At 66.5% G+C, this 19,660-nt stretch carries 16 protein-coding genes; 10 read left to right on the top strand and 6 right to left on the bottom strand.

Annotated elements, in window-relative coordinates; all coding sequences use genetic code 11:
- The first annotated feature begins 24 nt into the window (after positions 1-24).
- Positions 25-1,005 (top strand): YihY/virulence factor BrkB family protein, encoded by a 981-nt coding sequence (locus QKY98_RS03735; RefSeq protein WP_044341143.1) that lies wholly within the window; start codon positions 25-27, stop codon positions 1,003-1,005.
- Positions 1,006-1,217: 212 nt separating this feature from the next.
- Here the strand turns inward: QKY98_RS03735 and gpmA are convergent, their stop codons facing one another.
- The 5 genes from gpmA to QKY98_RS03710 form a co-directional block, all read right to left on the bottom strand.
- Positions 1,218-1,964 carry a 2,3-diphosphoglycerate-dependent phosphoglycerate mutase gene (gene gpmA / locus QKY98_RS03730; protein WP_027598118.1) on the bottom strand — a complete coding sequence of 249 codons (747 nt, stop codon included), beginning with the start codon at positions 1,962-1,964 and terminating at the stop codon, positions 1,218-1,220.
- A gap of 128 nt (positions 1,965-2,092) precedes the next feature.
- Entirely contained in the window at positions 2,093-2,320 is a 228-nt protein-coding gene (locus QKY98_RS03725) for a hypothetical protein (RefSeq protein WP_027598119.1), read from the bottom strand.
- Between the two features lie 413 nt (positions 2,321-2,733).
- The gene (locus QKY98_RS03720) at positions 2,734-4,098 is read right to left on the bottom strand and encodes a cytochrome c (protein WP_284670351.1); all 1,365 of its coding nucleotides are present in this window, start codon (positions 4,096-4,098) and stop codon (positions 2,734-2,736) included.
- Between the two features lie 11 nt (positions 4,099-4,109).
- Positions 4,110-5,897: a GMC family oxidoreductase gene (locus QKY98_RS03715; protein ID WP_284670350.1), complete on the bottom strand. Its 1,788-nt coding sequence runs from the start codon at positions 5,895-5,897 to the stop codon at positions 4,110-4,112.
- Entirely contained in the window at positions 5,897-6,628 is a 732-nt protein-coding gene (locus QKY98_RS03710; protein ID WP_284670349.1) for a gluconate 2-dehydrogenase subunit 3 family protein, read from the bottom strand. The genes QKY98_RS03715 and QKY98_RS03710 overlap by 1 nt, the downstream gene beginning before the upstream one ends.
- Before the next feature lie 568 nt (positions 6,629-7,196).
- Between QKY98_RS03710 and gabP the strand changes: the two genes are divergently transcribed.
- Both gabP and QKY98_RS03700 read left to right on the top strand, forming a co-directional pair.
- Positions 7,197-8,585, top strand: a complete 1,389-nt coding sequence (gene gabP / locus QKY98_RS03705) for a GABA permease (RefSeq protein ID WP_007161434.1) — start codon at positions 7,197-7,199, stop codon at positions 8,583-8,585.
- Between the two features lie 353 nt (positions 8,586-8,938).
- A complete protein-coding gene (locus tag QKY98_RS03700; RefSeq protein WP_007161433.1) occupies positions 8,939-9,148 on the top strand; it encodes a DUF1127 domain-containing protein in 210 nt (69 codons plus the stop codon).
- Between the two features lie 124 nt (positions 9,149-9,272).
- Here QKY98_RS03700 and QKY98_RS03695 read toward each other — a convergent pair whose 3' ends face one another.
- Positions 9,273-9,500 (bottom strand): hypothetical protein, encoded by a 228-nt coding sequence (locus tag QKY98_RS03695; RefSeq protein ID WP_027598123.1) that lies wholly within the window; start codon positions 9,498-9,500, stop codon positions 9,273-9,275.
- 307 nt (positions 9,501-9,807) lie between these two features.
- On the opposite strand from QKY98_RS03695, the gene QKY98_RS03690 reads away from it, so the two are divergent.
- The 7 genes from QKY98_RS03690 to QKY98_RS03660 all read left to right on the top strand — a co-directional run bounded on the left by QKY98_RS03690 (position 9,808) and on the right by QKY98_RS03660 (position 19,457).
- Positions 9,808-10,911: an efflux RND transporter periplasmic adaptor subunit gene (locus QKY98_RS03690; RefSeq protein ID WP_144954977.1), complete on the top strand. Its 1,104-nt coding sequence runs from the start codon at positions 9,808-9,810 to the stop codon at positions 10,909-10,911.
- Positions 10,908-11,978: an efflux RND transporter periplasmic adaptor subunit gene (locus QKY98_RS03685; protein ID WP_027598125.1), complete on the top strand. Its 1,071-nt coding sequence runs from the start codon at positions 10,908-10,910 to the stop codon at positions 11,976-11,978. Before QKY98_RS03690 ends, QKY98_RS03685 begins: the two co-directional genes overlap by 4 nt.
- Complete coding sequence (locus QKY98_RS03680; RefSeq protein WP_027600365.1) at positions 11,975-15,025, top strand: efflux RND transporter permease subunit; 3,051 nt, start codon at positions 11,975-11,977, stop codon at positions 15,023-15,025. The genes QKY98_RS03685 and QKY98_RS03680 overlap by 4 nt, the downstream gene beginning before the upstream one ends.
- A gap of 232 nt (positions 15,026-15,257) precedes the next feature.
- Complete coding sequence (locus tag QKY98_RS03675; RefSeq protein ID WP_027598127.1) at positions 15,258-16,199, top strand: LysR family transcriptional regulator; 942 nt, start codon at positions 15,258-15,260, stop codon at positions 16,197-16,199.
- A 118-nt stretch (positions 16,200-16,317) separates the two neighbouring features.
- On the top strand, positions 16,318-16,488 hold the full coding sequence (locus QKY98_RS03670; protein WP_284670348.1) for a hypothetical protein: 171 nt from the start codon (positions 16,318-16,320) through the stop codon (positions 16,486-16,488).
- A gap of 120 nt (positions 16,489-16,608) precedes the next feature.
- Positions 16,609-18,420 carry an aminopeptidase P family protein gene (locus tag QKY98_RS03665; protein WP_074583483.1) on the top strand — a complete coding sequence of 604 codons (1,812 nt, stop codon included), beginning with the start codon at positions 16,609-16,611 and terminating at the stop codon, positions 18,418-18,420.
- Entirely contained in the window at positions 18,417-19,457 is a 1,041-nt protein-coding gene (locus QKY98_RS03660) for a threonine aldolase family protein (protein ID WP_007161425.1), read from the top strand. The genes QKY98_RS03665 and QKY98_RS03660 overlap by 4 nt, the downstream gene beginning before the upstream one ends.
- Positions 19,458-19,660: the final 203 nt, after the last annotated feature.

Below are 19,660 nucleotides of genomic sequence, written 5' to 3'. Positions count from 1 at the left end.
GAGGAACGTTCGTCAGGAGCCGTTATGTCCTTGTTTGCCTTCAGCCTGCGCGGCGTTTCGCCGTTCACCCTCATCAAGCGTGCCGTCCAGGAATTCGTGGCCGACGACATGCCCACCTATGCCGCAGCGCTGGCCTACCAGATGCTGTTCTCGCTGTTTCCCTTCCTGCTGTTCCTGATCGCCCTGATCGGCTTCCTGCATCTGCCGGACTTCTTTACCTTCCTCCGCGAACAGGCCGCCTACCTGCTGCCGGTCACGGCGCTGGACACCGTCAATCCCATCATCGACCAGTTGCAGACGCAGAAGGGCGGGCTGCTGTCCTTCAGTATCATCGTCGCGCTCTGGTCCGCCTCCGGTGGCTTCCGCTCGCTGATGACCGCCATGAACAGCGCCTATGACGTGGTGGAAAGCCGTCCGGCCTGGAAGCGCATTCCGCTGTCGGTGCTGCATACCATCGGCCTCGCCGGAATCCTGCTCAGCGCCGCCGCGCTCATGGTGCTGGGGCCTCAGGTGATGAACTGGCTGGCTGCCTACGTGGGGCTGGAAGACTACATGGTGACCCTCTGGGCACTGATCCGCTGGCCGCTGGCGGTGGCCCTGCTGATGATCGCCGTGGCGGCGCTCTACTACGTCACCCCGGACGTGAAGCAGGACTTCCGCTTCATCACCCCCGGCTCGGTGCTGGCGGTGGTGGTCTGGATCCTGGCGTCCCTGGGCTTTGGCTACTACGTGCAGAACTTCGCCAACTACAACGCTACCTACGGCAGCATCGGCGCCATCATCGTGCTGTTGCTGTACTTCTATCTGTCGTCCGCGGTGCTGCTGTTCGGCGCGGAGATCAATGCGGTGATCGAGCACCACAGCGACGACGGCAAGGAAAAGGGCGAGAAGACCCCGGGCGATGGCGGGGTGGAAGGTGACGAGGAAATCCAGGCGGCCCAGGCGGAAGAAGAGGGCGTGCTGGGCGAGGCGCGCGTGGTAGGGCGCCCGAACGGCCAGGCGTGAGGTAGGGTGGATGACGGCGCAGCCTTATCCACTGTTCACCCACGACCTTGGTTGTGGAAAACGCTACGCGGTTTTCCACGCTACAGGTCTCGTCTTGAAAACGATCCGGTTTTCTCGCTAAGAAAATCGCGGCCATGGGCCGCTCCTACAGACTCCTAGGTAACCGTAGGAGCGGCCGCATCGGCGGACCGCCATGGCCGCGATGAAACGCCTTACTTCGCCTTGCCCTGATTGGCCACCGCGGCCATCTTGGCGGCGACCTCGTCCGGGTCGGCCAGGTAGTAGTGCTTGGTAGGCTTCAGGTCTTCGTCGAACTCGTATACCAGCGGCACGCCGTTGGGGATGTTGAGGCTGACGATGTCGCTGTCGGAGATGTTGTCCAGGTACTTGATCAGGGCGCGCATGGAGTTACCATGGGCGACCACCAGCACGCGCTGGCCGCTGCGAATGGCCGGCGCCAGGACTTCGTTCCAGTAGGGCAGGACGCGTTCGACGCAATCCTTGAGACATTCGGTGCGCGGTACCTGATCCAGCGACAGACCGGCATAGCGCGGATCGGCGGCCAGCGCCTGCTGCTCCTCGACGCTCTGCTCGGGCGGCGGCACGTCGTAACTGCGGCGCCAGACCAGCACCTGTTCCTCGCCGTACTTGGCGGCGGTCTCGGATTTGTTCAGTCCGGTCAGGCCGCCATAGTGACGCTCGTTGAGGCGCCAGTCGCTCACCACTGGCAACCACATCTGGTCCATGCCTTCCTGCACGTGCCAGAGGGTGCGCACGGCGCGCTTGAGCACCGAGACGTGGGCCACGTCGAAGAGGAAGCCGGCGTCCTTGAGTGCCTGACCGCCCTCGTGGGCCTCGCGGATCCCCTGTTCGGTCAGATCCACATCCGCCCAGCCACTGAAGCGGTTTTCCAGGTTCCACGCCGACTGGCCATGGCGGATGAATACGACTTGCGACATGCGACCTCCATCTTGGGATTCATTGTTTGGCTCACGCCTACGCGAAGCTGTGCCAAACATACCGCAGATGGAGGCGGCCGGCATGGGCATCACGGAATCCGTGATGCGTCCGGCACTCGTAGCGCGTCTCAGGCGGCCAGGGCGCGGCGGGTACGGGCGATGACGCGCTCCAGTCCGTCGGCAGCGCTGTACTGCTCAGGGTAGAGGCGCTCGCTGCGACAGGCCACGCCGCGCTCGTCGACCACGGTGAAGCTAAAGCCGCCCTTGCGCGAAGCCGGGGTGGTGATGCAGTGGAACGGCGCAAAGGCCGCCTGGAGATGTTGCATGGCCGCGATGGCCTGATTTTGAATGTTCATAAGACTATCCTTGGGATCCACGCTCAGTCGGCGCGGTGAAATAACTCCAGCAACCTCGTACCCATGACGGCCGACGGCTGAATCTCTGGCTGGAGGAAGGCAGCGTGTGGGCGAAACGCCCAGGCATGCAGGTAAGTACTTGGGAAGGCAGGCAACCGGCCGGGCACGAGATTCAGAGGCCGCGGCGGCAGATCCTGAGCAATCGAGGAATCAGTCGATCCGGATGACGCTGATTTCGCGCTGCTACAACGAGCGGAAAGGCGTCCAGCGATTGGGGTCAGCTTGGTACTAACCCGATTAAGCTAGCAGGATCGATGCCAACCGCGCAAGCCCGTCGGTCGGCGATGGGCTTGATGGTCAATAGCGCTCGACGAGCTGCTGCCAGACTGACCGAGCGTCAGTCTGGCAGGGACTCAGTGCGCCCCTGCCGGGGTGTCGCCGCCAGCGGGCGACGGAGCAGGTTGCTGGTGACCGAACGCCTGGCCCAGGTCATCACCGGATGTGGTGCGGTTGTCATCGGTGCGCCATTTGGCGACGTCGGCGGCGCTGACCGGGGCGGCGGCGTTGCCCCAGCTGGCGCGGATGAAGCTGACCACGTCGGCCACCTGGGCATCGTTCAGCCGCCAGCCGAAGGGCGGCATGACGATGGTCGACGGCGCCGTGTGCAGGCCGGGCAGGGTGCCACCCTTGAGCACGATGTTGATCAGCGAACTGGCGTCGGCGGTGCGCAGCACCGGATTGCCAGCCAGCGCCGGGAACACCCGGTCGTAGCCCTGGCCGTCGGTGCGGTGACAGGCAGCGCAGTTGTCCACATAGACCTGGGCGCCACGGGCGCTGTCGTCGCCGCGCCAGAGCGCCGCGGCGGCCCGTCCGTCGGCCTGGAAGGGCGCGTCGTGCGGATCCTTGGCCGGCAGGGTCTTGAGGTAGCGGGCGATGGCCTGCAGATCGGCGTCGCTCAGGTACTGCAGGCTGTGCTGCACCACCTCGGTCATGCCGCCGAACACCGCGCTGTCGGCGGAGCGCCCGGTCTTGAGGAATTGCACCAGCTGCGCTTCGCTCCAGCGGCCCAGGCCGTCGCGGTGATCACCGCGCAGATTCTTGGCGATCCAGCCTTCCAGGGGCGCGCTGCCGGCCAGGAAATCCTTGCCGTCGGCGGGGGAGAGCGCCTTCTCCTGCATGGTGAAGGCACGCGGGGTGTGGCAGGCGCCGCAGTGGCCGAGGCCTTCCACCAGGTAGGCGCCGCGGGCCACTACCGGGTCCTGGTCCGGCGCGGGCTGGAATTGCACCACCTCGGGCGCGAACAGCTGGCGCCAGATCGCCAGCGGCCAGCGCATGGACAGCGGCCAGGGGATGTCGCTGTCGCGATTGGCCTGCTCGACTGGCGTCACGCCGTGCATGAAGTAGGCATAGAGGGCGCGCATGTCGCCCTCGCTGACCCGGGCATAGGAGGGGTAGGGCATGGCCGGATAGAGGGTATGGCCCTCCTTGGCGATACCCTGGCGGATGGCGGCGTCGAAGTCGGCATAGCTGTAGTCGCCGATGCCGGTCTGCCGATCCGGGGTGATGTTGGTGGAATAGAGGGTGCCGATGGGCGTCTGCATGGGCAGGCCGCCGGCGAAGGGCTGGCCACCCGGCGCCGTGTGGCAGGCCACGCAGTCGCCGGCGCGGGCCAGGTATTCGCCTTGCTTGACCAGCGCCGGGTCGGTGTCTTCGGCGGCCTGGGCCGCCAGCGCCAGGCCGCTGCCCAGCAGCAGGGTCGCGAGGGTACGAAGGATCATGGGCGCGCCTCTCATGCCTGCACCAGCGGGCCGGGATTTTTCAGGTACTGCTCGCGGATGGCCCGCGCCGACCAGTAGGTCAGGGCCGCCACCAGGCCGGTGGGGTTGTAGCCCAGGCCCTGGGGAAAGGCCGAGGCGCCCGGTACGAAGACGTTGTGCACGTCCCAGCTCTGCAGGTAGCGATTGACCGCGCTGGTCTTGGGGTCGGTGCCCATGATGGCGCCACCGTTCAGGTGGGTGGTCTGGTAGCTGGCGGTGTTGAAGTGACCGCCGAAATCCTTGACCGACACGCTGATGTGCTCGGGATTCATGGCCTCGGCGATCTTCTTCATCTTGGCGGCCATGAAGCGCGTCATGCGGATGTCGTTGTCCTTCCAGTCGAAGGTCATGCGCAGCAGCGGCTGCCCATAGGCGTCGCGGTAGGTGGGGTCCAGGTCCAGGTAGTTGTCGCGATAGGACTGGTGCGCCCCGTGGGCGTCCATCGACAGCTGGTGGTTGTAGTAGCCGGCCTGGGCCTTTTTCCAGGCACTGCCCCACTGGGGCGTGCCGGGCGGATTGGCCGCGCCGGCGATGGGCCGGGTGCCGGCCTGGTTGACCCACATGGGCGAGCCGCCGACGAAGCCGTGGGGGCCGTGGTCGAAGTTGTCGGCGTTGAAGTCGTCCACCGCCACGCCATTGCCACCGGCGCCGATGAAGGGGTTGGTATGGTGCTGATCCTGGCGGAAGAAGGCCTTGATGGTGGCCATGTTCTGGTAGGCGAAGTTGCGCCCGACCACGCCTTCGCCGGTCTTGGGGTCATAGGGCTGGCCGATGCCCGACAGCAGCATGAGGCGCACGTTGTTGAACTGGAAGGCGGCGAGGATGACGATGTCGGCCGGCTGCTCCAGCTCCTGGCCTTGGGCGTCCAGGTAGGTCACCCCGGTAGCCTTCTTGCCGGTGCTGTCCAGGTTCACTTTGAGCACATGGGCCTGGCTGCGCAACTCGAAGCGCGGCTCCTGCTTGAGCGCCGGCAGGATGTTGAGATTCGGCGAGGCCTTGGAATACATGTAGCAGACGTAGCCGCTGCAGTAGCCGCAGAAGTTGCACGGGCCCATCTGGCAACCGTAGGGGTTGGTGTAGGGCCCCGAGGTGTTGGCCGAGGGCAGGTTGTAGGGGTGATAGCCCACCTCCCGCGCGGCCTTCTCGAACAGCTGCGCCGAGACGGTGTTCTTTTGCGCCGGCAGCGGGAAGTCGCTGGAGCGATCCGGCGCATAGGGATTGCCACCCTTGCCGTCGCCCACCACCTGGCCCTTGACGCTCCAGGCGGTGCCCGAGGTGCCAAAGACCTTTTCCGCGAAATCGAAGTAGGGCTCCAGCTCGGTGTAGCTGACGCCGAAGTCCTGGATGGTCATGCCATCGGGGATGAATTTCTTGCCGTAGCGCTCTTCATAATGACTGCGCAGGCGCAGCTCCACCGGGTCGACGCGGAAATGCACGCCCGACCAGTGCAGACCGGCGCCGCCCACGCCATCGCCGGGCAGGAAGACACCGAGCTGGCGGTTGGGCAGGGCGACGTCGTTGACGCTGTGGCGGATGGTGACGGTTTCCTTGGAGACATCGACGAACAGCTTCTTGCGGATGCTGTAGGTGAGTTCGTCGATCACCTGGGGATAGGAGCCGTCGGGATAGGTGTCACGGTAGCTGCCACGTTCCAGGGCCACCACGTCCAGGCCGGCCTCGGTCAGTTCCTTGGCCATGATGGCGCCGGTCCAGCCGAAGCCGACGATCACTACCTGCTTGCTGGGCAATACCTTGGCCATCAACCGCGCTCCCCGCGAATGGAGACCGGGGGCAGCGGATAGCGCTCGTCACGCTCCACCCAGTCCATGAAGTCGGCGCGGGCACCAGGGAAATTCACCAGTTTCCAGCCGACCAGTTCCTTGTTGCCGCCATGCAGCGGGTCGCAATAGAAGCCTTCCCGGGTGTTTTGCAGCAGCTGGGCGAAGAACAGCTTGGCCGGTACGCCGTCCAGGCTGGCCTCACCGCTTTCCAGCGCCTTGAGGGCCGCGTCCTGCGCGGCGGGTGCCAGCTCGGCGAAGACCTTGCCGTGCTGCTGGCGGGTCCAGCGATCCACCGCGGCGATGCCCAGGCGATAGAGGTCCTGGGGTACCAGGCGACTCTGGTAGCCCATCTCCGGTGCGGCATCGGCGGCGAAGGGGCCCTGCATGTACCAGAGGCCGCCACGGGCGTAGGGGGTCTGCATCTGCCGGTCGATGAATTCCGGCGCACCGGCTTCCAGCGCGCCAGGGCCCAGGTCGTCCGCCGGAATCAGCCGGGCTACCGCGGCCTGCACGAAGGCCCATTCCTCGGCGGTAAAGAACACCGGTTGATAGTGGTCGGCGCGCGGACTGCTGCCCGGCTTGCTTTCCGGGGTGGGCGCGGCGAGGGCCAGGCCCGAGGGGGCACCGCTCGCCAGGGCGACCACGGGAATCAGGCTCAGGGACTTGCGCAGGAAGTCGCGGCGGGCCGGGACGGAATCGTCTGCGGACATGGTCAGGGTCTCATCAGGTGCCCGACGTGGAACCGCAGGGCTTATGGTTAGCTAGCTAATATGTTGGAATATTACCAACATCTGCCGGTCGCGGTTACATTTTGTCGCAGGTGTGCAGAGCCCTGGCGGCTCGGCAAGTTCCCACTGCTGCTGCATCGGCAAAGAAAAGCGCCCAAGCCACGGCCCTGAGCGGTACCTGCTACTCGGGCGAGCCAACAGCGGATGCCAGGCAAGGCGGTCTCTTCCGTCGTGTCCTGGTTCTGCGGTCAGGTAGCGAAGGGCGTGGCGGCCATCTCCAGGCCCAGGGTTACCTAAGGTTCCACCTGTACAAGCACCATAAGAGTGCAAGTTGCACAAGGTGATACCTAACGAAGCAAGCCGAAGAGGCGCGCATACCTGAAAGAAATCGCTTTTCACATCAGATGGTTAGCGCGATAGCTCGACGGAACGCCGCTTTTTCGCCGCTTTCCGCGAGGCGTTGCACCCTTTGCGTTCATTTTGTGCCGATTTCAGCCCGGGTGGCGCGCAAGTTGCACTTGGGAGGCTTTCCGTTGTCAGGTAACACCTTATGTCCAACGTAGAATGCAACCTCTCTCCGGCGCTCAAACCGCGCCATGTGACCATGTTGTCCATCGCCGGGGTGATCGGTGCCGGTCTGTTCGTCGGCTCTGGTCATGCCATCGCCGCGGCCGGCCCGGCCGTGCTGCTGGCCTACGCCCTGGCCGGTACCCTGGTGGTGCTGGTCATGCGCATGCTGGGTGAAATGGCCGTCGCCTCGCCCGATACCGGTTCCTTCTCGTCCTATGCCCAGCAGGGCATCGGCCGCTGGGCCGGCTTCACCATCGGCTGGCTGTACTGGTGGTTCTGGGTGCTGGTGATCCCGCTGGAGGCCGTGGCCGCCGCCGCCATCCTCAATGCCTGGTTCCCGGCGATCGCCACCTGGCAATTCGCCCTGATCATCACCGGCATCCTGACCGTGACCAACCTGTTCAGCGTCGCCAAATACGGCGAGTTCGAATTCTGGTTCGCCCTGCTCAAGGTCATCGCCATCGTCGCCTTCATCGCTCTGGGCGCGGCCGCCCTGGTCGGCGCCCTGCCGGGTCGCGAGGTCAGCGGCCTGAGCAATCTGATGGCCCATACCGGCGGCTTCATGCCCAATGGCTTCGGCGCGGTGCTCGGCGCCCTGCTGACCACCATGTTCAGCTTCATGGGAACCGAGATCGTCACCATCGCCGCCGCCGAGTCCAAGGACCCGTCGCGGCAGATCAGCAAGGCCACCAACTCGGTGATCTGGCGGATCGCGCTGTTCTACCTGGTCTCCATCTTCCTGGTGGTGTCCATGGTGCCCTGGAACGATGCCCAGCTGCCGATCGTGGGTTCCTACCAGCGCGCCCTCGAGGTGCTGTCGATCCCCAATGCCAAGCTGATCGTCGACTGCGTGGTGCTGGTCGCCGTGGCCAGCTGCCTGAACTCGGCGCTCTACACCGCTTCGCGCATGCTCTATTCGCTGGCCCGCCGTGGCGATGCCCCGGCCAAGATGGGTCGTGCCTCCAGCAGCGGCGTGCCGCGCGCGGCCGTGCTGGCCAGTACCGCCGTGGGCTTCCTGACCACCATCGCCAACTACACCATGCCCGAGGCGGTGTTCAGCTTCCTGCTGTCCACCTCCGGCGCCGTGGCTCTGCTGGTCTATCTGGTGATCGCCGTGACCCAGCTGCGCCTGAGACGCAAGCTGATCGCCCGCGGCGAAACCCTGGAGTTCCGCATGTGGCTGTTCCCCTGGCTGACCTGGGCGGTGATCGTCTTCATCGTCGGCGCCCTGACCGTGATGCTGTTCAGCGAAGCCCATCGCTTCGAGATCCTGGCGACCGGTCTGCTGGCGCTGCTGGTCGTGGCCATCGGCACCTGGGTAGGCCGGCGTCAGCCCGCCACCCCGAGCCTGGCCGCTGCCGCGCGCTGATGACAGAGGCTTCCGGCGCCACCGGGCGTCGGAAGCGCTCCTTTCTGGAGCACGGAGTTCCTTCCAGGCTGGACAGCGGTCGCGGTAACAGGTAGAACAGCACTCCTGTTTCCTGGCCTTCCGGGCAACTGTACAGCTCAAATTCTCGCGATGTTCCCTCTGGTAACCAAATTTTGCACTGCAATGGTGCAAGACGTTACAGAATGACCCAAATTGCAGCAGTACAGTTGCAATTGTGTGCCGAGTGATCCGCGAACCTTTCCCTGGACTGTTACTGGTGGTAGCACTCGCCTGGCGAGACAATGGCGCCATTCGATGACCAGTACCCGTCACAAGCGGGAAGGAAAGCCACCATGGAACGCACCTTCAGTTCCTCGCTGTACAACGCCAAGCCCAGCAACCGTGTGCCCGCTGCCCTGCGCGTTATCTCCACCCTGTCCACCTGGCAGCGTCGCATCGCCAGCCGCAACGAACTGGCCCGTCTGGACGCCCGTATGCTGGCCGACGCCGGTATCACCGAGGCCCAGCGCTACCAGGAAATGCACAAGCCGTTCTGGCGCTAAGCCCGGCTGCTGCACAGCTTCCACAGACCCCGCCTCGGCGGGGTTTGTTTTGTCTGCAGGCTGAACGGCAGACAGCAAAAAGCCCCGGCATGCCGGGGCTTTCTGTTACCGCCAGGGACGGTGATTACTGCATGTTGTTCTGGTTGCGAGCGTCGACCTTGTTGGGCTTGTCGCTCTTGAAGGGCACTTCGGCAGCGCCATCGGCACCGCCCTTCACGGTAGTCTTGCCCGGCACCTCGGTGGTGGCGGATCCATTGACGGCCGTGGCGCTCTTGGAGGTTTCGGCCGCGAAGACACCCGTGGCCATCGACAGCATCACAGCAGCGGTAGAGGTGATCAGCAGCTTTTTCATGAGTTCGGCCTCGTCGAAATAAACCTGTGAATCTGATGGGGCCCGCGCCGGAACGGTGGCGGGCATCAGCTGCGGACGGGCAGGTCCACAGCGCACGTCTCAGTTGACTGCGGCCTGGAATGCCGGGTTCCAGGGCATTTGTGAACATTTGTGGGCGAATGGCCGCTCCGCTGCCGGGCATTTGCCCAGCGCCCTCGTCGTAGCGCTTCCCAAGCATCGCCAGGCGCCTGACAATTCGTCAGACGAACCCCCTGCGCCGCCTGTGGTCAGTTCGCAGATCGCGCCTCTTCCACCGATAAGGACAATCATGAGGGCTCTCCGCCTTGCTCGCCTCTGCCAGGTAACGGCTGCTCTGACCCTGGTAACGCTGTTACCGGGCTGCTCCCAGGAGCAACCGCCCACCGAGGAACTGGCGCGGGTGGTGGTGGTGCAGCTGAGTCCGATAAGGGACAGTCAGCGCATTCCCTTTACCGGGGATATCCAGGCGCGGGTGCAGGCGCCGCTCGGTTTTCGCGTGAGTGGCAAGATCAGCGAGCGGCTGGCGGATGTCGGCGATCGCGTGCGCGAGGGTCAGGTCCTGGCCCGGCTGGATCCCCAGGATCTGCGCAATAACCTGGCCGCCGCCCAGGCCCAGGTGGAGGCCCAGGAAGCCCGCACCCGGCTGGCGCGGGTCGATTTCGAGCGCCAGGCCGCGCTGCTGCCCAAGGGCTATACCAGTCGCAGCCAGTACGACCAGGCCCAGGCCACCCTCGACGGCGCCCGCAGCGCCCTGCAGACCGCCGTCGCCCAGCGCGACGATGCGCGCAAGCAACTGGGCTATACCGAATTGCGCGCCAGCGCCGCCGGGGTGCTGACCGCCCGCCACGCCGAAGCGGGGCAGGTGGTGCAGGCCGGCACGGCGATCTTCGACCTGGCGGTGAGTGGCGACCTCGACGCCGTCTTCGATCTCTACGAATCCCTGGCCCGCGAACTCAAGGTCGGCCAGACCCTGCCCGTCGCCCTGCAGGCGCAACCGGCCGTCACGACCCGGGGTACCCTGCGCGAGATCGCCCCGACCGTGGCGAGCAGTGGCACGGTGCGCGTCAAGGTACAACTCGATAGACCCCCGGCGGCCATGACCCTGGGGGCGGTGGTCAATGCCCAGCTTGAGGGCGCGACGGAGCAGGGCTTCGCCTTGCCCTGGACGGCGCTGAACGGCACCACCGAGCAGCCCGCCGCCTGGCGCCTCGGCGAAGACGGGCGGGTCAGCCTGCAGCCGCTGCGCATCGAGCGCTTCACCCGCGACAGCATCATCGTCAACGAGGGCCTCAAGGCCGGCGACCGCATCGTGGTCGCCGGCGGTCAGGCGCTGAGTCCAGGGCAGAGGGTCGAAGTCGCCGAGCGCTCGGCCTTCAACGAGGTGCGCCCATGAAGCCGCTGCTGCCGCTGTGTCTGCTGCTGGTCCTGGCGGGCTGCTCGGATGACGAGGCGCCGCCGCCGCCGATCCGGCCGGTGGCGACCCTGACCTTGAGTGCCCCGCCGCCCGGGCGCGAAGTCTTTGCCGGCAGCATCCAGGCGCGCTACGAGAGCGTGCTGGGCTTTCGCGTCGGCGGTCGCATGACCCGGCGGCTGCTGGACGTGGGTCAGCCGGTGCGCCGTGGCCAGTTGCTGGCGGCGCTGGACCCCACCGATCAGGACAATGCCCTGCGCAGTCGGCAGGGCCAGACCGCCGATGCCGAAGCCCAGTGGCGCGATGCGCGCAACGATGCCCGGCGCCAGCAGCAGCTGTTCGATCAGGGCGTTGGCTCGCGCTCCCAGCTGGATCAGGCGCTGACCCGCCTGCACACCCTGGAAGCCGCCCGCGAACAGGCCCAGAGCGCCGAGCGCCAGGCCCGCGACCAGCGCGACTATGCCGAGCTCTACAGCGATTTCGACGGGGTGATCACCGCCTGGCAGGCCGAGGTCGGCCAGGTGGTGTCCGCCGGTCAGCCGGTGGTGCGGGTCGCCCGTCCGGACGTCCGCGAGGCGGTGCTGGACCTGCCGGCCCAGGCCATCGGCCAGCTGACCCCGGGACGCGTCCTGACCGTGCGCATGGCCCTGGATCCCGAGGTGGCGGTCGCCGGTCGGGTGCGCGAGATCGAGCCCCAGGCCGATGCCACCACGCGCACCCGGCGGGTGCGCCTGACCCTGGACGAGCCACCGGCCGCGCTGCGCATCGGCAGCCTGGTGCAGGGCGAGCTGGAGTCGCCACCGGCGGCGGGCCTGCCGCTGCCGACCCAGGCGCTGCGGCGTCAGGACGGCCGGACCTCGGTCTGGGTGGTGGAAGGCCAGGGCGAGCAGGCGCAGGTGCGCCAGCGGCCGGTCGAGGTGCTGCGCGAGGCCGAGGGCCTGGCCTGGATCGGCAACGGCCTGAAGGCGGGAGAGCGGGTGGTGATAGCCGGGGTCAACAGTCTCGAGGAGGGACAGCGGGTGAAGGATCAGGAGGGCGCTCGGCCATGAAAGGCTTCAACCTGTCGGACTGGGCGCTGCGCCACCAATCCTTCGTCTGGTACCTGATGTTCGTCGCCCTGCTGATGGGCGTCTTCTCCTATATGAAGCTGGGGCGCGAGGAAGATCCGTCCTTTGCCATCAAGACCATGGTCATCCAGACCCGCTGGCCGGGGGCGACCACCGAGGAGACCCTGCGCCAGGTCACCGAGCGGGTGGAAAAGAAGCTCGAAGAGCTGGATTCCCTCGACTACACCAAGAGTTTCACCCGGCCGGGGCAGTCCACGGTATTCGTCTACCTGCGCGACACCACGCCGGCCAAGGCGATTCCCGACATCTGGTACCAGGTGCGCAAGAAGGTCTCGGACATCCAGGGCGAATTCCCCCAGGGCATCCAGGGCCCGGCCTTCAACGACGAATTCGGCGACGTCTTCGGCAGCATCTATGCCTTCACCGGCGACGGCTTCAGCATGCGCCAGCTGCGCGACCAGGTGGAGCAGGTGCGCCGCGAGATCCGCAGCGTGCCGGGCATCGGCAAGGTGCAGCTGATCGGCGCGGAGAACGAGGTCATCTACCTGGACTTCTCCACCCGCAAGCTGGCCGCCCTGGGGCTGGACCAGCGCCAGGTGATGCAGAGCCTGCAACAGCAGAATGCGGTGACCCCCTCGGGCACCATCGAATCCGGCGCCGAGCGCATCAGCGTGCGCACCAGTGGCGAATTCCGCTCCACCGCCGATCTGGCCGCGGTCAATCTGCGCATCGACGACCGCTTCTACCGCCTCACCGACCTGGCCGACATCCGCAGCGGCTACGCCGATCCACCCAGTTCGCTGTTCCGCTACAACGGCCAGCCGGCGATCGGCCTGGCCATCGCCATGAGCAGCGGCGGCAACATCCAGACCTTTGGCGCCGCCCTCACCGAGAAGATGCAGGAGCTGACCGGCGCCCTGCCGGTGGGTATCGGCGTGCACGTGGTCTCCAACCAGGCCCAGGTGGTGGAAAAGGCCGTCGGCGGCTTTACCCGGGCGCTGTTCGAGGCGGTCATCATCGTGCTGGTGGTGAGCTTCATCAGCCTCGGCGTGCGCGCCGGCCTGGTGGTGGCGCTGTCGATTCCCCTGACCCTGGCGCTGGTGTTCGTCTTCATGGAATACAGCGGCATCACCATGCAGCGGATCTCCCTGGGCGCCCTGATCATCGCCCTCGGCCTGCTGGTGGACGACGCCATGATCACCGTGGAGATGATGGTGACCAAGCGCGAGGAGGGCGAGTCGCTGCACCGCTCGGCGACCTATGCCTACGAGTCGACCGCCTTTCCCATGCTCACCGGCACCCTGGTGACGGTGGCCGGCTTCGTGCCCATCGGCCTCAACTCCAGCAGCGCCGGCCAGTACACCTTCACCCTGTTCGCGGTGATCGCCGTGGCCCTGCTGCTGTCCTGGATCGTCGCGGTGTTCTTTTCGCCGGTGATCGGCGTGCACATCCTGCCGAAGAAGGTGAAGCCCAAGGATCATGACCAGCCCGGCCGCCTGGCGCGCTGGTCCGACGGCCTCCTGCTGGGCGCCATGCGCCACCGCTGGCTGACCATCCTCCTCACGGTGCTGCTGTTCGCCGCGGCGCTGTTCTCGATGAAGTTCGTGCAGAACCAGTTCTTCCCGTCCTCGGATCGACCCGAACTGCTGATCGACTTCAACCTGCCGCAGAACGCCTCGCTCGACGCCACCCGGGCGCAGATGGACAGATTCGAGAAGACCCTGGCCGACGATCCTGACGTGGCCCACTGGAGTTCCTATGTCGGCCAGGGCGCGGTGCGCTTCTACCTGCCGCTGGACCAGCAGCTGGAGAATCCCTTCTATGGCCAGGTAATCCTGGTGGCCAAGGACCTGGAGGCGCGCAATCGCCTCCTGCCCAAGCTCAAGCAGCGGCTGCGCCAGGACTTCGTCGGGCTGTCCGGCTACGTCCAGCCGCTCGAGATGGGGCCGCCGGTGGGCCGGCCGATCCAGTACCGCATCAGCGGTCCGGACGTCGCCGAGGTACGCCGCCAGGCGCTGGCGCTGGCCAGCGTGCTGGGCAAGAGTCCGCAACTGGGTGACTTCCTCTACGACTGGAACGAGCCGGCGCGGATGCTCAAGGTCGAGGTCAACCAGGACAAGGCGCGGCAGCTGGGCTTCTCGTCCCAGGACGTGGCGCAGATCCTCAATGGCGTGGTGACCGGTACCCCGGTGACCCAGGTGCGCGACGACATCTACCTGGTCAACGTGGTGGCCCGCGCCAGCGAGGCCGAACGGCGCTCGGTGGAGACCCTGGAGAATCTGCAGATCATGACGCCCCAGGGCGTCGCGGTGCCGCTCAAGGCCTTCGCCCGTATCGACTACGCCCTGGAGCAGCCGCTGGTGTGGCGCCGCGATCGCCTGCCCACCATCACCCTCAAGGCCTCGATTCTCAGCGAGATCCAGGCGCCGGATCTGGTCAAGCAGCTGCAGCCGGACGTGGATGCCTTCATCGCCAAGCTGCCGCCGCGCTACCAGGTGGCGGTGGGCGGCACGGTGGAGGAGAGCAGCAAGGCCCAGGGCCCGATCGCCGAGGTGGTGCCGCTGATGCTGTTTCTCATGGCCACCTTCCTGATGATCCAGCTGCACAGCATCCGCAAGCTGTTCCTGGTGGCGAGCGTGGCGCCCCTGGGCCTGATCGGGGTGGTGCTGGGGCTGATCCCCTTCGGCCAGCCGCTGGGCTTCGTCGCCATCCTCGGGGTGCTGGCGCTGATCGGCATCATCATCCGCAACTCGGTGATCCTGGTGACCCAGATCGATGCCTTCGAGCAGGCCGGTCGCTCGCCCTGGGACGCCGTGGTGGAAGCCACCCAACACCGCCGCCGGCCAATCCTGCTGACCGCCGCCGCGGCCAGCCTGGGCATGATTCCCATCGCCCGCGAGGTGTTCTGGGGCCCCATGGCCTACGCCATGATCGGCGGCATCGTCGCGGCGACGCTGCTGACGCTGCTGTTCCTGCCGGCGCTGTACATCGCCAGCTATCGCATTCGCGAGCCGGAGCGGCGGGACTGATGGCCGGGGCCTGGCTGGAATGCCAGGCAAAAAAAACGGCCCTCCGGCTGAGGTCTCCAGGGGAGACGTCTGCCGGAAGGCCGCAAGGAGCTATCCAAGGAGCCACTGCCGGAAGGAAGGATTCGCGCGGTCAGCAAGTCGAATCCACAGCAGCTCACTGCACCACTATCGGGCGTCCGACTTTTTCAATAAAGTGACGACTTGACGAAACTCCATTGCGAAAAAGGCAATAATGGATATTTTCCAAGGCATGCGCATCTTCGTCCGGGTGGTGGATCTGGGCAGTCTCACGGCTGCTGCCCACACCCTCGACCTGTCCACCGCCCAGGTGTCGCGCCTGCTGGCGGAACTGGAAAGCCATCTGCAGACCCGCCTGCTGCACCGCACCACCCGGCGGCTGGCGCTGACCGAGGCGGGCGAGCGCTATCTCGAACGCTGCCGGCGCATCCTGCAGGACGTCGGCGAGGCCGAAGCCGAGGCCAGCGGCGCCCATCTCAAGCCCCATGGCCATCTGCGCCTGCATTCCATGACCGGTCTGGGCACCCAGTTGCTGGCGCCGCTGGTGTCGCGCTTCTGCGCGCGCTATCCCCATGTCGAGATCGTCATGAATCTCTCGCAGAACCACCCGGCGCTGCTGGAGGATGGGCACGACATCGCCATCACCCTGGACACCGAACTAGCCGACTCGGATTTCGTCGCCCAGCGTCTCGGTGGCGTCTACAGCGTGGTCTGCGCGGCGCCCAGCTATCTGGCGCAGCGCCCGGCGCCCAAGGTGCCGGCCGATCTCGCCGCGCACGACTGCCTGCGCCTGCTGGATCCGAATTTCTCCGAACGCTGGGTCTTCGCCGGTGAAGACGGCGAGCAGCAGGTGGCGCCGCGCTACGTCTTCCAGGTCAATGTCGCCGAGGCCCTGGCCAGCGTGGCCCGCCAGGGCATGGGCATCTGCCTGCTGCCCAGCTACATCGCGGTCAACTACCTGCGCGATGGCAGCCTGGTGCGCCTGCTGCCCAACTTCCGCCTGCGCGAACGCAACATCCATGCGCTCTATCCCTCGCGGCGCTTTCTCGACGCCAAGATCAAGACCTGGATCGACTTCCTCAAGGAAGAATTGCCCGAACGGCTGCAGCTGGAGAATCGGGTGCTTGAGGACCAGCGCTACTGGGCCAAGGACTAGGCCAGGGCTTGTTGCAATCCTTGCAACAGTCATTTAATTAGCAAGCTATTTATTAGGTGGCGTTCTTTCCCTAGAATGGTCCTGTACCCCGATGAACACGACCTTTGAGGAGTTCGCCATGAAACGTTCTCTGTCTGCCCTGTTGCTGACCCTTGCCGCCCTGACCGCCACCCAGTTCGCCGCTGCCGACGACAATCCCAGCCTGAGATACAAGCTGGTCGATCAGAATCATGCCGCCATGCAGCACTACGGCGATCAGGCCGCTCCCACCGCCGACGCGCGTCGCTGAGCCGCTCCGCTTTCGAAAGACCACCCCTCCTTGCTCCTTTGGTCTTTCTCCGCCGCACCCTTTGGGTGCGGCTTTTTTATATCTGCGGCACACTGAGCCCCTGACCTTGTCGAGGTGCTCATGACCGCCACTTCCGCTCAACGACTTGCCGACCTGCGCGCCTTCCTGGCCGAGCAGGGCGCCGATGCCTGCCTGATCCCCAGCGCCGATCCCCATCTATCCGAATACCTGCCGGAACACTGGCAGGGCCGTGCCTGGCTGTCCGGTTTCACCGGCTCCGCCGGGTTGCTGCTGGTGACCCGCGAGGCCGCCGGCGTCTGGACCGACAGCCGCTACTGGGAGCAGGCCACCCAGGAGCTGGCGGGCAGCGGCATCGACCTGATGAAGCAGGTCGCCAGCCAGCCCCAGGCCCACCTGCAGTGGCTGGCCGACCAGGTGCCCGCTGGCGGCACGGTACTGGTGGACGGCCAGGTGCTGTCGCTCGGCGCAGCGGCGGCCCTGCGCCGCGCGCTGGAGCCCAAGGGTATCCAGCTGCGGACCGATCTCGACCCGCTGGCGGCGATCTGGCGCGAGCGCCCCGCGCTGCCGGCGGCGCCGGTCTATGCCCATGCCGCCCCCCAGGCCCCCCAGCCGCGCAGCGCCAAGCTCGCCCAGGTGCGCGAGAAGCTGAAGGACGCCAAGGCCGACTGGCATTTCATCTCCTCGCTGGACGACATCGCCTGGCTGCTCAACCTGCGCGGCGCCGACGTGCCCTACAACCCGGTGTTCCTCGCCCATGTGCTGCTGGGTAGCGACAGCTGCCAGCTGTTCATCGACCCGGCCAAGGTGCCGGCCGAGATCCGCACGGCCCTGGTGGCGGATGGCGTGACCCTGGCCGACTACCACCAGGCGGCCGCCGAGCTGGCCCGGCTGCCGGCCGGCAGTCGCCTGCTGGTGGACCCGGCGCGGGTCACCCTCGGGCTGGCCGAGGCCGCGCCCCAGGGGGTCGAGCGGCACGAGCAGATCAATCCCTCGACCCTGCTCAAGGCCTGCAAGACCGCCGAGGAGGTGGCCCAGGTGCGCATGGCCATGGAAGAGGACGGCGCCGCGCTGTGCGTCTTCTTCGCCCGTTTCGAAGCGGCCCTGGCCCGTGGCGAGCGCCTCACCGAGCTGACCGTGGACGACTGGCTGAGCGAGGCCCGCGCGGCGCGCCCCAACTTCGTCTCTCTGAGCTTCGCCACCATCGCCGGCTTCAACGCCGGTGGCGCCCTGCCGCACTACCGGGCGACCGAGGAGGCCCATGCCGAACTCCAGGGCGACGGCTTGCTGCTGATCGACAGTGGCGGCCAGTACCTGGGCGGCACCACCGACATCACCCGGGTGGTGCCCATCGGCACCCCCAGCGCCGCCCAGAAGCGCGATTTCACCCTGGTGCTCAAGGGCATGCTGGCGCTGTCGCGGGCACGCTTTCCGGCCGGCGTCGCCGCGCCCATGCTCGACGCCCTGGCGCGCGAGCCGATCTGGGCCGCCGGCATCGACTACGGCCACGGCACCGGCCATGGCGTGGGTTACTTCCTCAATGTGCACGAGGGACCGCAGTCGATTTCCTTCTATGCCACGGTCACCCCGCACCATGTCCTGCGCGAGGGCATGATCACCTCCAACGAACCGGGCATCTATCGCCCCGGCCAGTGGGGCGTGCGGCTGGAGAACCTGCTCCTGTGCACCCGCGCGGAAACCACCGAATTCGGCGATTTCCTGGCCTTCGAGACCCTGACCCTCTGTCCGCTGGACACCCGCTGCCTGGATCTGGCGCTGCTGCGCAGCGACGAGCTGGACTGGCTGGATGGCTATCACGCCGAGGTCCGCCGCCGCGTGCTGCCGCTGGTCGAGGGCGCCGCGCGCGACTGGCTGCTGGCCCGCACCGAACCCGTCGCGAGGACTGCCCGATGAGCAGCAACGCCCAGCAATTCGCCAGTGACAACTATTCCGGCATCTGCCCGGAAGCCTGGGCCGCCATGGCCGCGGCCAACGTCGGCCACGAGACCGCCTATGGCAACGACACCTGGACGGCGCGCGCCGCCGATCGCTTTCGCCAGCTGTTCGAGACCGACTGCGAGGTGTTCTTCGCCTTCAACGGCACCGCGGCCAACTCCCTGGCCCTGGCGGCGCTGTGCCAGAGCTACCACAGCGTGATCTGCTCCGACACCGCCCACGTCGAGACCGACGAATGCGGCGCGCCGGAATTCTTTTCCAACGGCTCCAAGCTGCTGCTGGCACCGGCCCACCAGGGCAAGCTGACCCCGGGCGCCATCCAGCAGATCGCCACCAAGCGCGCCGACATCCACTTTCCCAAGCCGCGGGCAGTGACCGTCACCCAGGCCACCGAGGTGGGTACCCTCTATGGCCTCAACGAATTGCAGGCCATCAGCGCCACCTGCCGCGACCTCGGCCTGCACCTGCACATGGACGGCTCGCGCTTTTCCAATGCCGTGGCCGGCCTGGGCTGCACCCCGGCCGAGGTGACCTGGAAGGCCGGCGTCGACGTGCTCTGCTTTGGTGGCACCAAGAGCGGCATGGCGGTGGGGGAGGCGATCCTTTTCTTCAACCGCGAGCTGGCCGAGGACTTCGAATACCGCTGCAAGCAGGCCGGCCAGCTGGCGTCCAAGATGAGATTCCTCTCCGCGCCCTGGCTTGGCGTGCTGGAAAACGACACCTGGCTGCGCCACGCCCGCCACGCCAATGCCATGGCCCAGCTGCTCGCCGAGCGGGTGCGCGGGGTGCCCGGCGTGGACTTCATGTTCCCGGTGGAGGCCAACTCGGTGTTCCTGCAGCTCTCCGAACCGGCGCTGGAATTCCTGCGCGCCCGCGGCTGGCGCTTCTACACCTTCATCGGCAGCGGCGGGGCGCGTTTCATGTGCTCCTGGGATACCGAAGAGGCGCGGGTACTGGAGCTGGCGGCGGACATTCGGACGGCGATGGGCGGGTAGGGCGCAGCGCGGCCGTGGCGGTGCGATGGCTGCTTAAACTGTAGGAGCGGCCGCATCGGCGGACCGCCATGGCCGCGATCAGACCTGGCGCTGGCTTTATCGCGGCCATGGGCCGCTCCTACGGGATTCGATGCTCTCTCATCCGTCGCTGCCCATTCCCAGGTGGAAAACGCTGCGCGGTTTTCCACGCTCCGGTGTTCTCC

The organism is Pseudomonas sp. HR1, from assembly GCF_030175875.1.
Classification (GTDB): Bacteria; Pseudomonadota; Gammaproteobacteria; order Pseudomonadales; family Pseudomonadaceae; genus Chryseomonas; species Chryseomonas oryzihabitans.
The sequence above is the reverse complement of the archived record's forward strand: the minus strand, read 5'-3'. Positions and strand labels throughout refer to the sequence as shown.

What these genes read in the sequence shown, in the direction of transcription:
- QKY98_RS03735 (WP_044341143.1), top strand. Translation starts at nt 25, where the DNA reads ATGTCCTTGTTTGCCTTCAGCCTGCGCGGCGTTTCGCCGTTCACCCTC.
- gpmA (WP_027598118.1), bottom strand. Translation starts at nt 1,964, where the DNA reads ATGTCGCAAGTCGTATTCATCCGCCATGGCCAGTCGGCGTGGAACCTG.
- QKY98_RS03725 (WP_027598119.1), bottom strand. Translation starts at nt 2,320, where the DNA reads ATGAACATTCAAAATCAGGCCATCGCGGCCATGCAACATCTCCAGGCG.
- QKY98_RS03720 (WP_284670351.1), bottom strand. Translation starts at nt 4,098, where the DNA reads ATGATCCTTCGTACCCTCGCGACCCTGCTGCTGGGCAGCGGCCTGGCG.
- QKY98_RS03715 (WP_284670350.1), bottom strand. Translation starts at nt 5,897, where the DNA reads ATGGCCAAGGTATTGCCCAGCAAGCAGGTAGTGATCGTCGGCTTCGGC.
- QKY98_RS03710 (WP_284670349.1), bottom strand. Translation starts at nt 6,628, where the DNA reads ATGTCCGCAGACGATTCCGTCCCGGCCCGCCGCGACTTCCTGCGCAAG.
- gabP (WP_007161434.1), top strand. Translation starts at nt 7,197, where the DNA reads ATGTCCAACGTAGAATGCAACCTCTCTCCGGCGCTCAAACCGCGCCAT.
- QKY98_RS03700 (WP_007161433.1), top strand. Translation starts at nt 8,939, where the DNA reads ATGGAACGCACCTTCAGTTCCTCGCTGTACAACGCCAAGCCCAGCAAC.
- QKY98_RS03695 (WP_027598123.1), bottom strand. Translation starts at nt 9,500, where the DNA reads ATGAAAAAGCTGCTGATCACCTCTACCGCTGCTGTGATGCTGTCGATG.
- QKY98_RS03690 (WP_144954977.1), top strand. Translation starts at nt 9,808, where the DNA reads ATGAGGGCTCTCCGCCTTGCTCGCCTCTGCCAGGTAACGGCTGCTCTG.
- QKY98_RS03685 (WP_027598125.1), top strand. Translation starts at nt 10,908, where the DNA reads ATGAAGCCGCTGCTGCCGCTGTGTCTGCTGCTGGTCCTGGCGGGCTGC.
- QKY98_RS03680 (WP_027600365.1), top strand. Translation starts at nt 11,975, where the DNA reads ATGAAAGGCTTCAACCTGTCGGACTGGGCGCTGCGCCACCAATCCTTC.
- QKY98_RS03675 (WP_027598127.1), top strand. Translation starts at nt 15,258, where the DNA reads ATGGATATTTTCCAAGGCATGCGCATCTTCGTCCGGGTGGTGGATCTG.
- QKY98_RS03670 (WP_284670348.1), top strand. Translation starts at nt 16,318, where the DNA reads ATGAAACGTTCTCTGTCTGCCCTGTTGCTGACCCTTGCCGCCCTGACC.
- QKY98_RS03665 (WP_074583483.1), top strand. Translation starts at nt 16,609, where the DNA reads ATGACCGCCACTTCCGCTCAACGACTTGCCGACCTGCGCGCCTTCCTG.
- QKY98_RS03660 (WP_007161425.1), top strand. Translation starts at nt 18,417, where the DNA reads ATGAGCAGCAACGCCCAGCAATTCGCCAGTGACAACTATTCCGGCATC.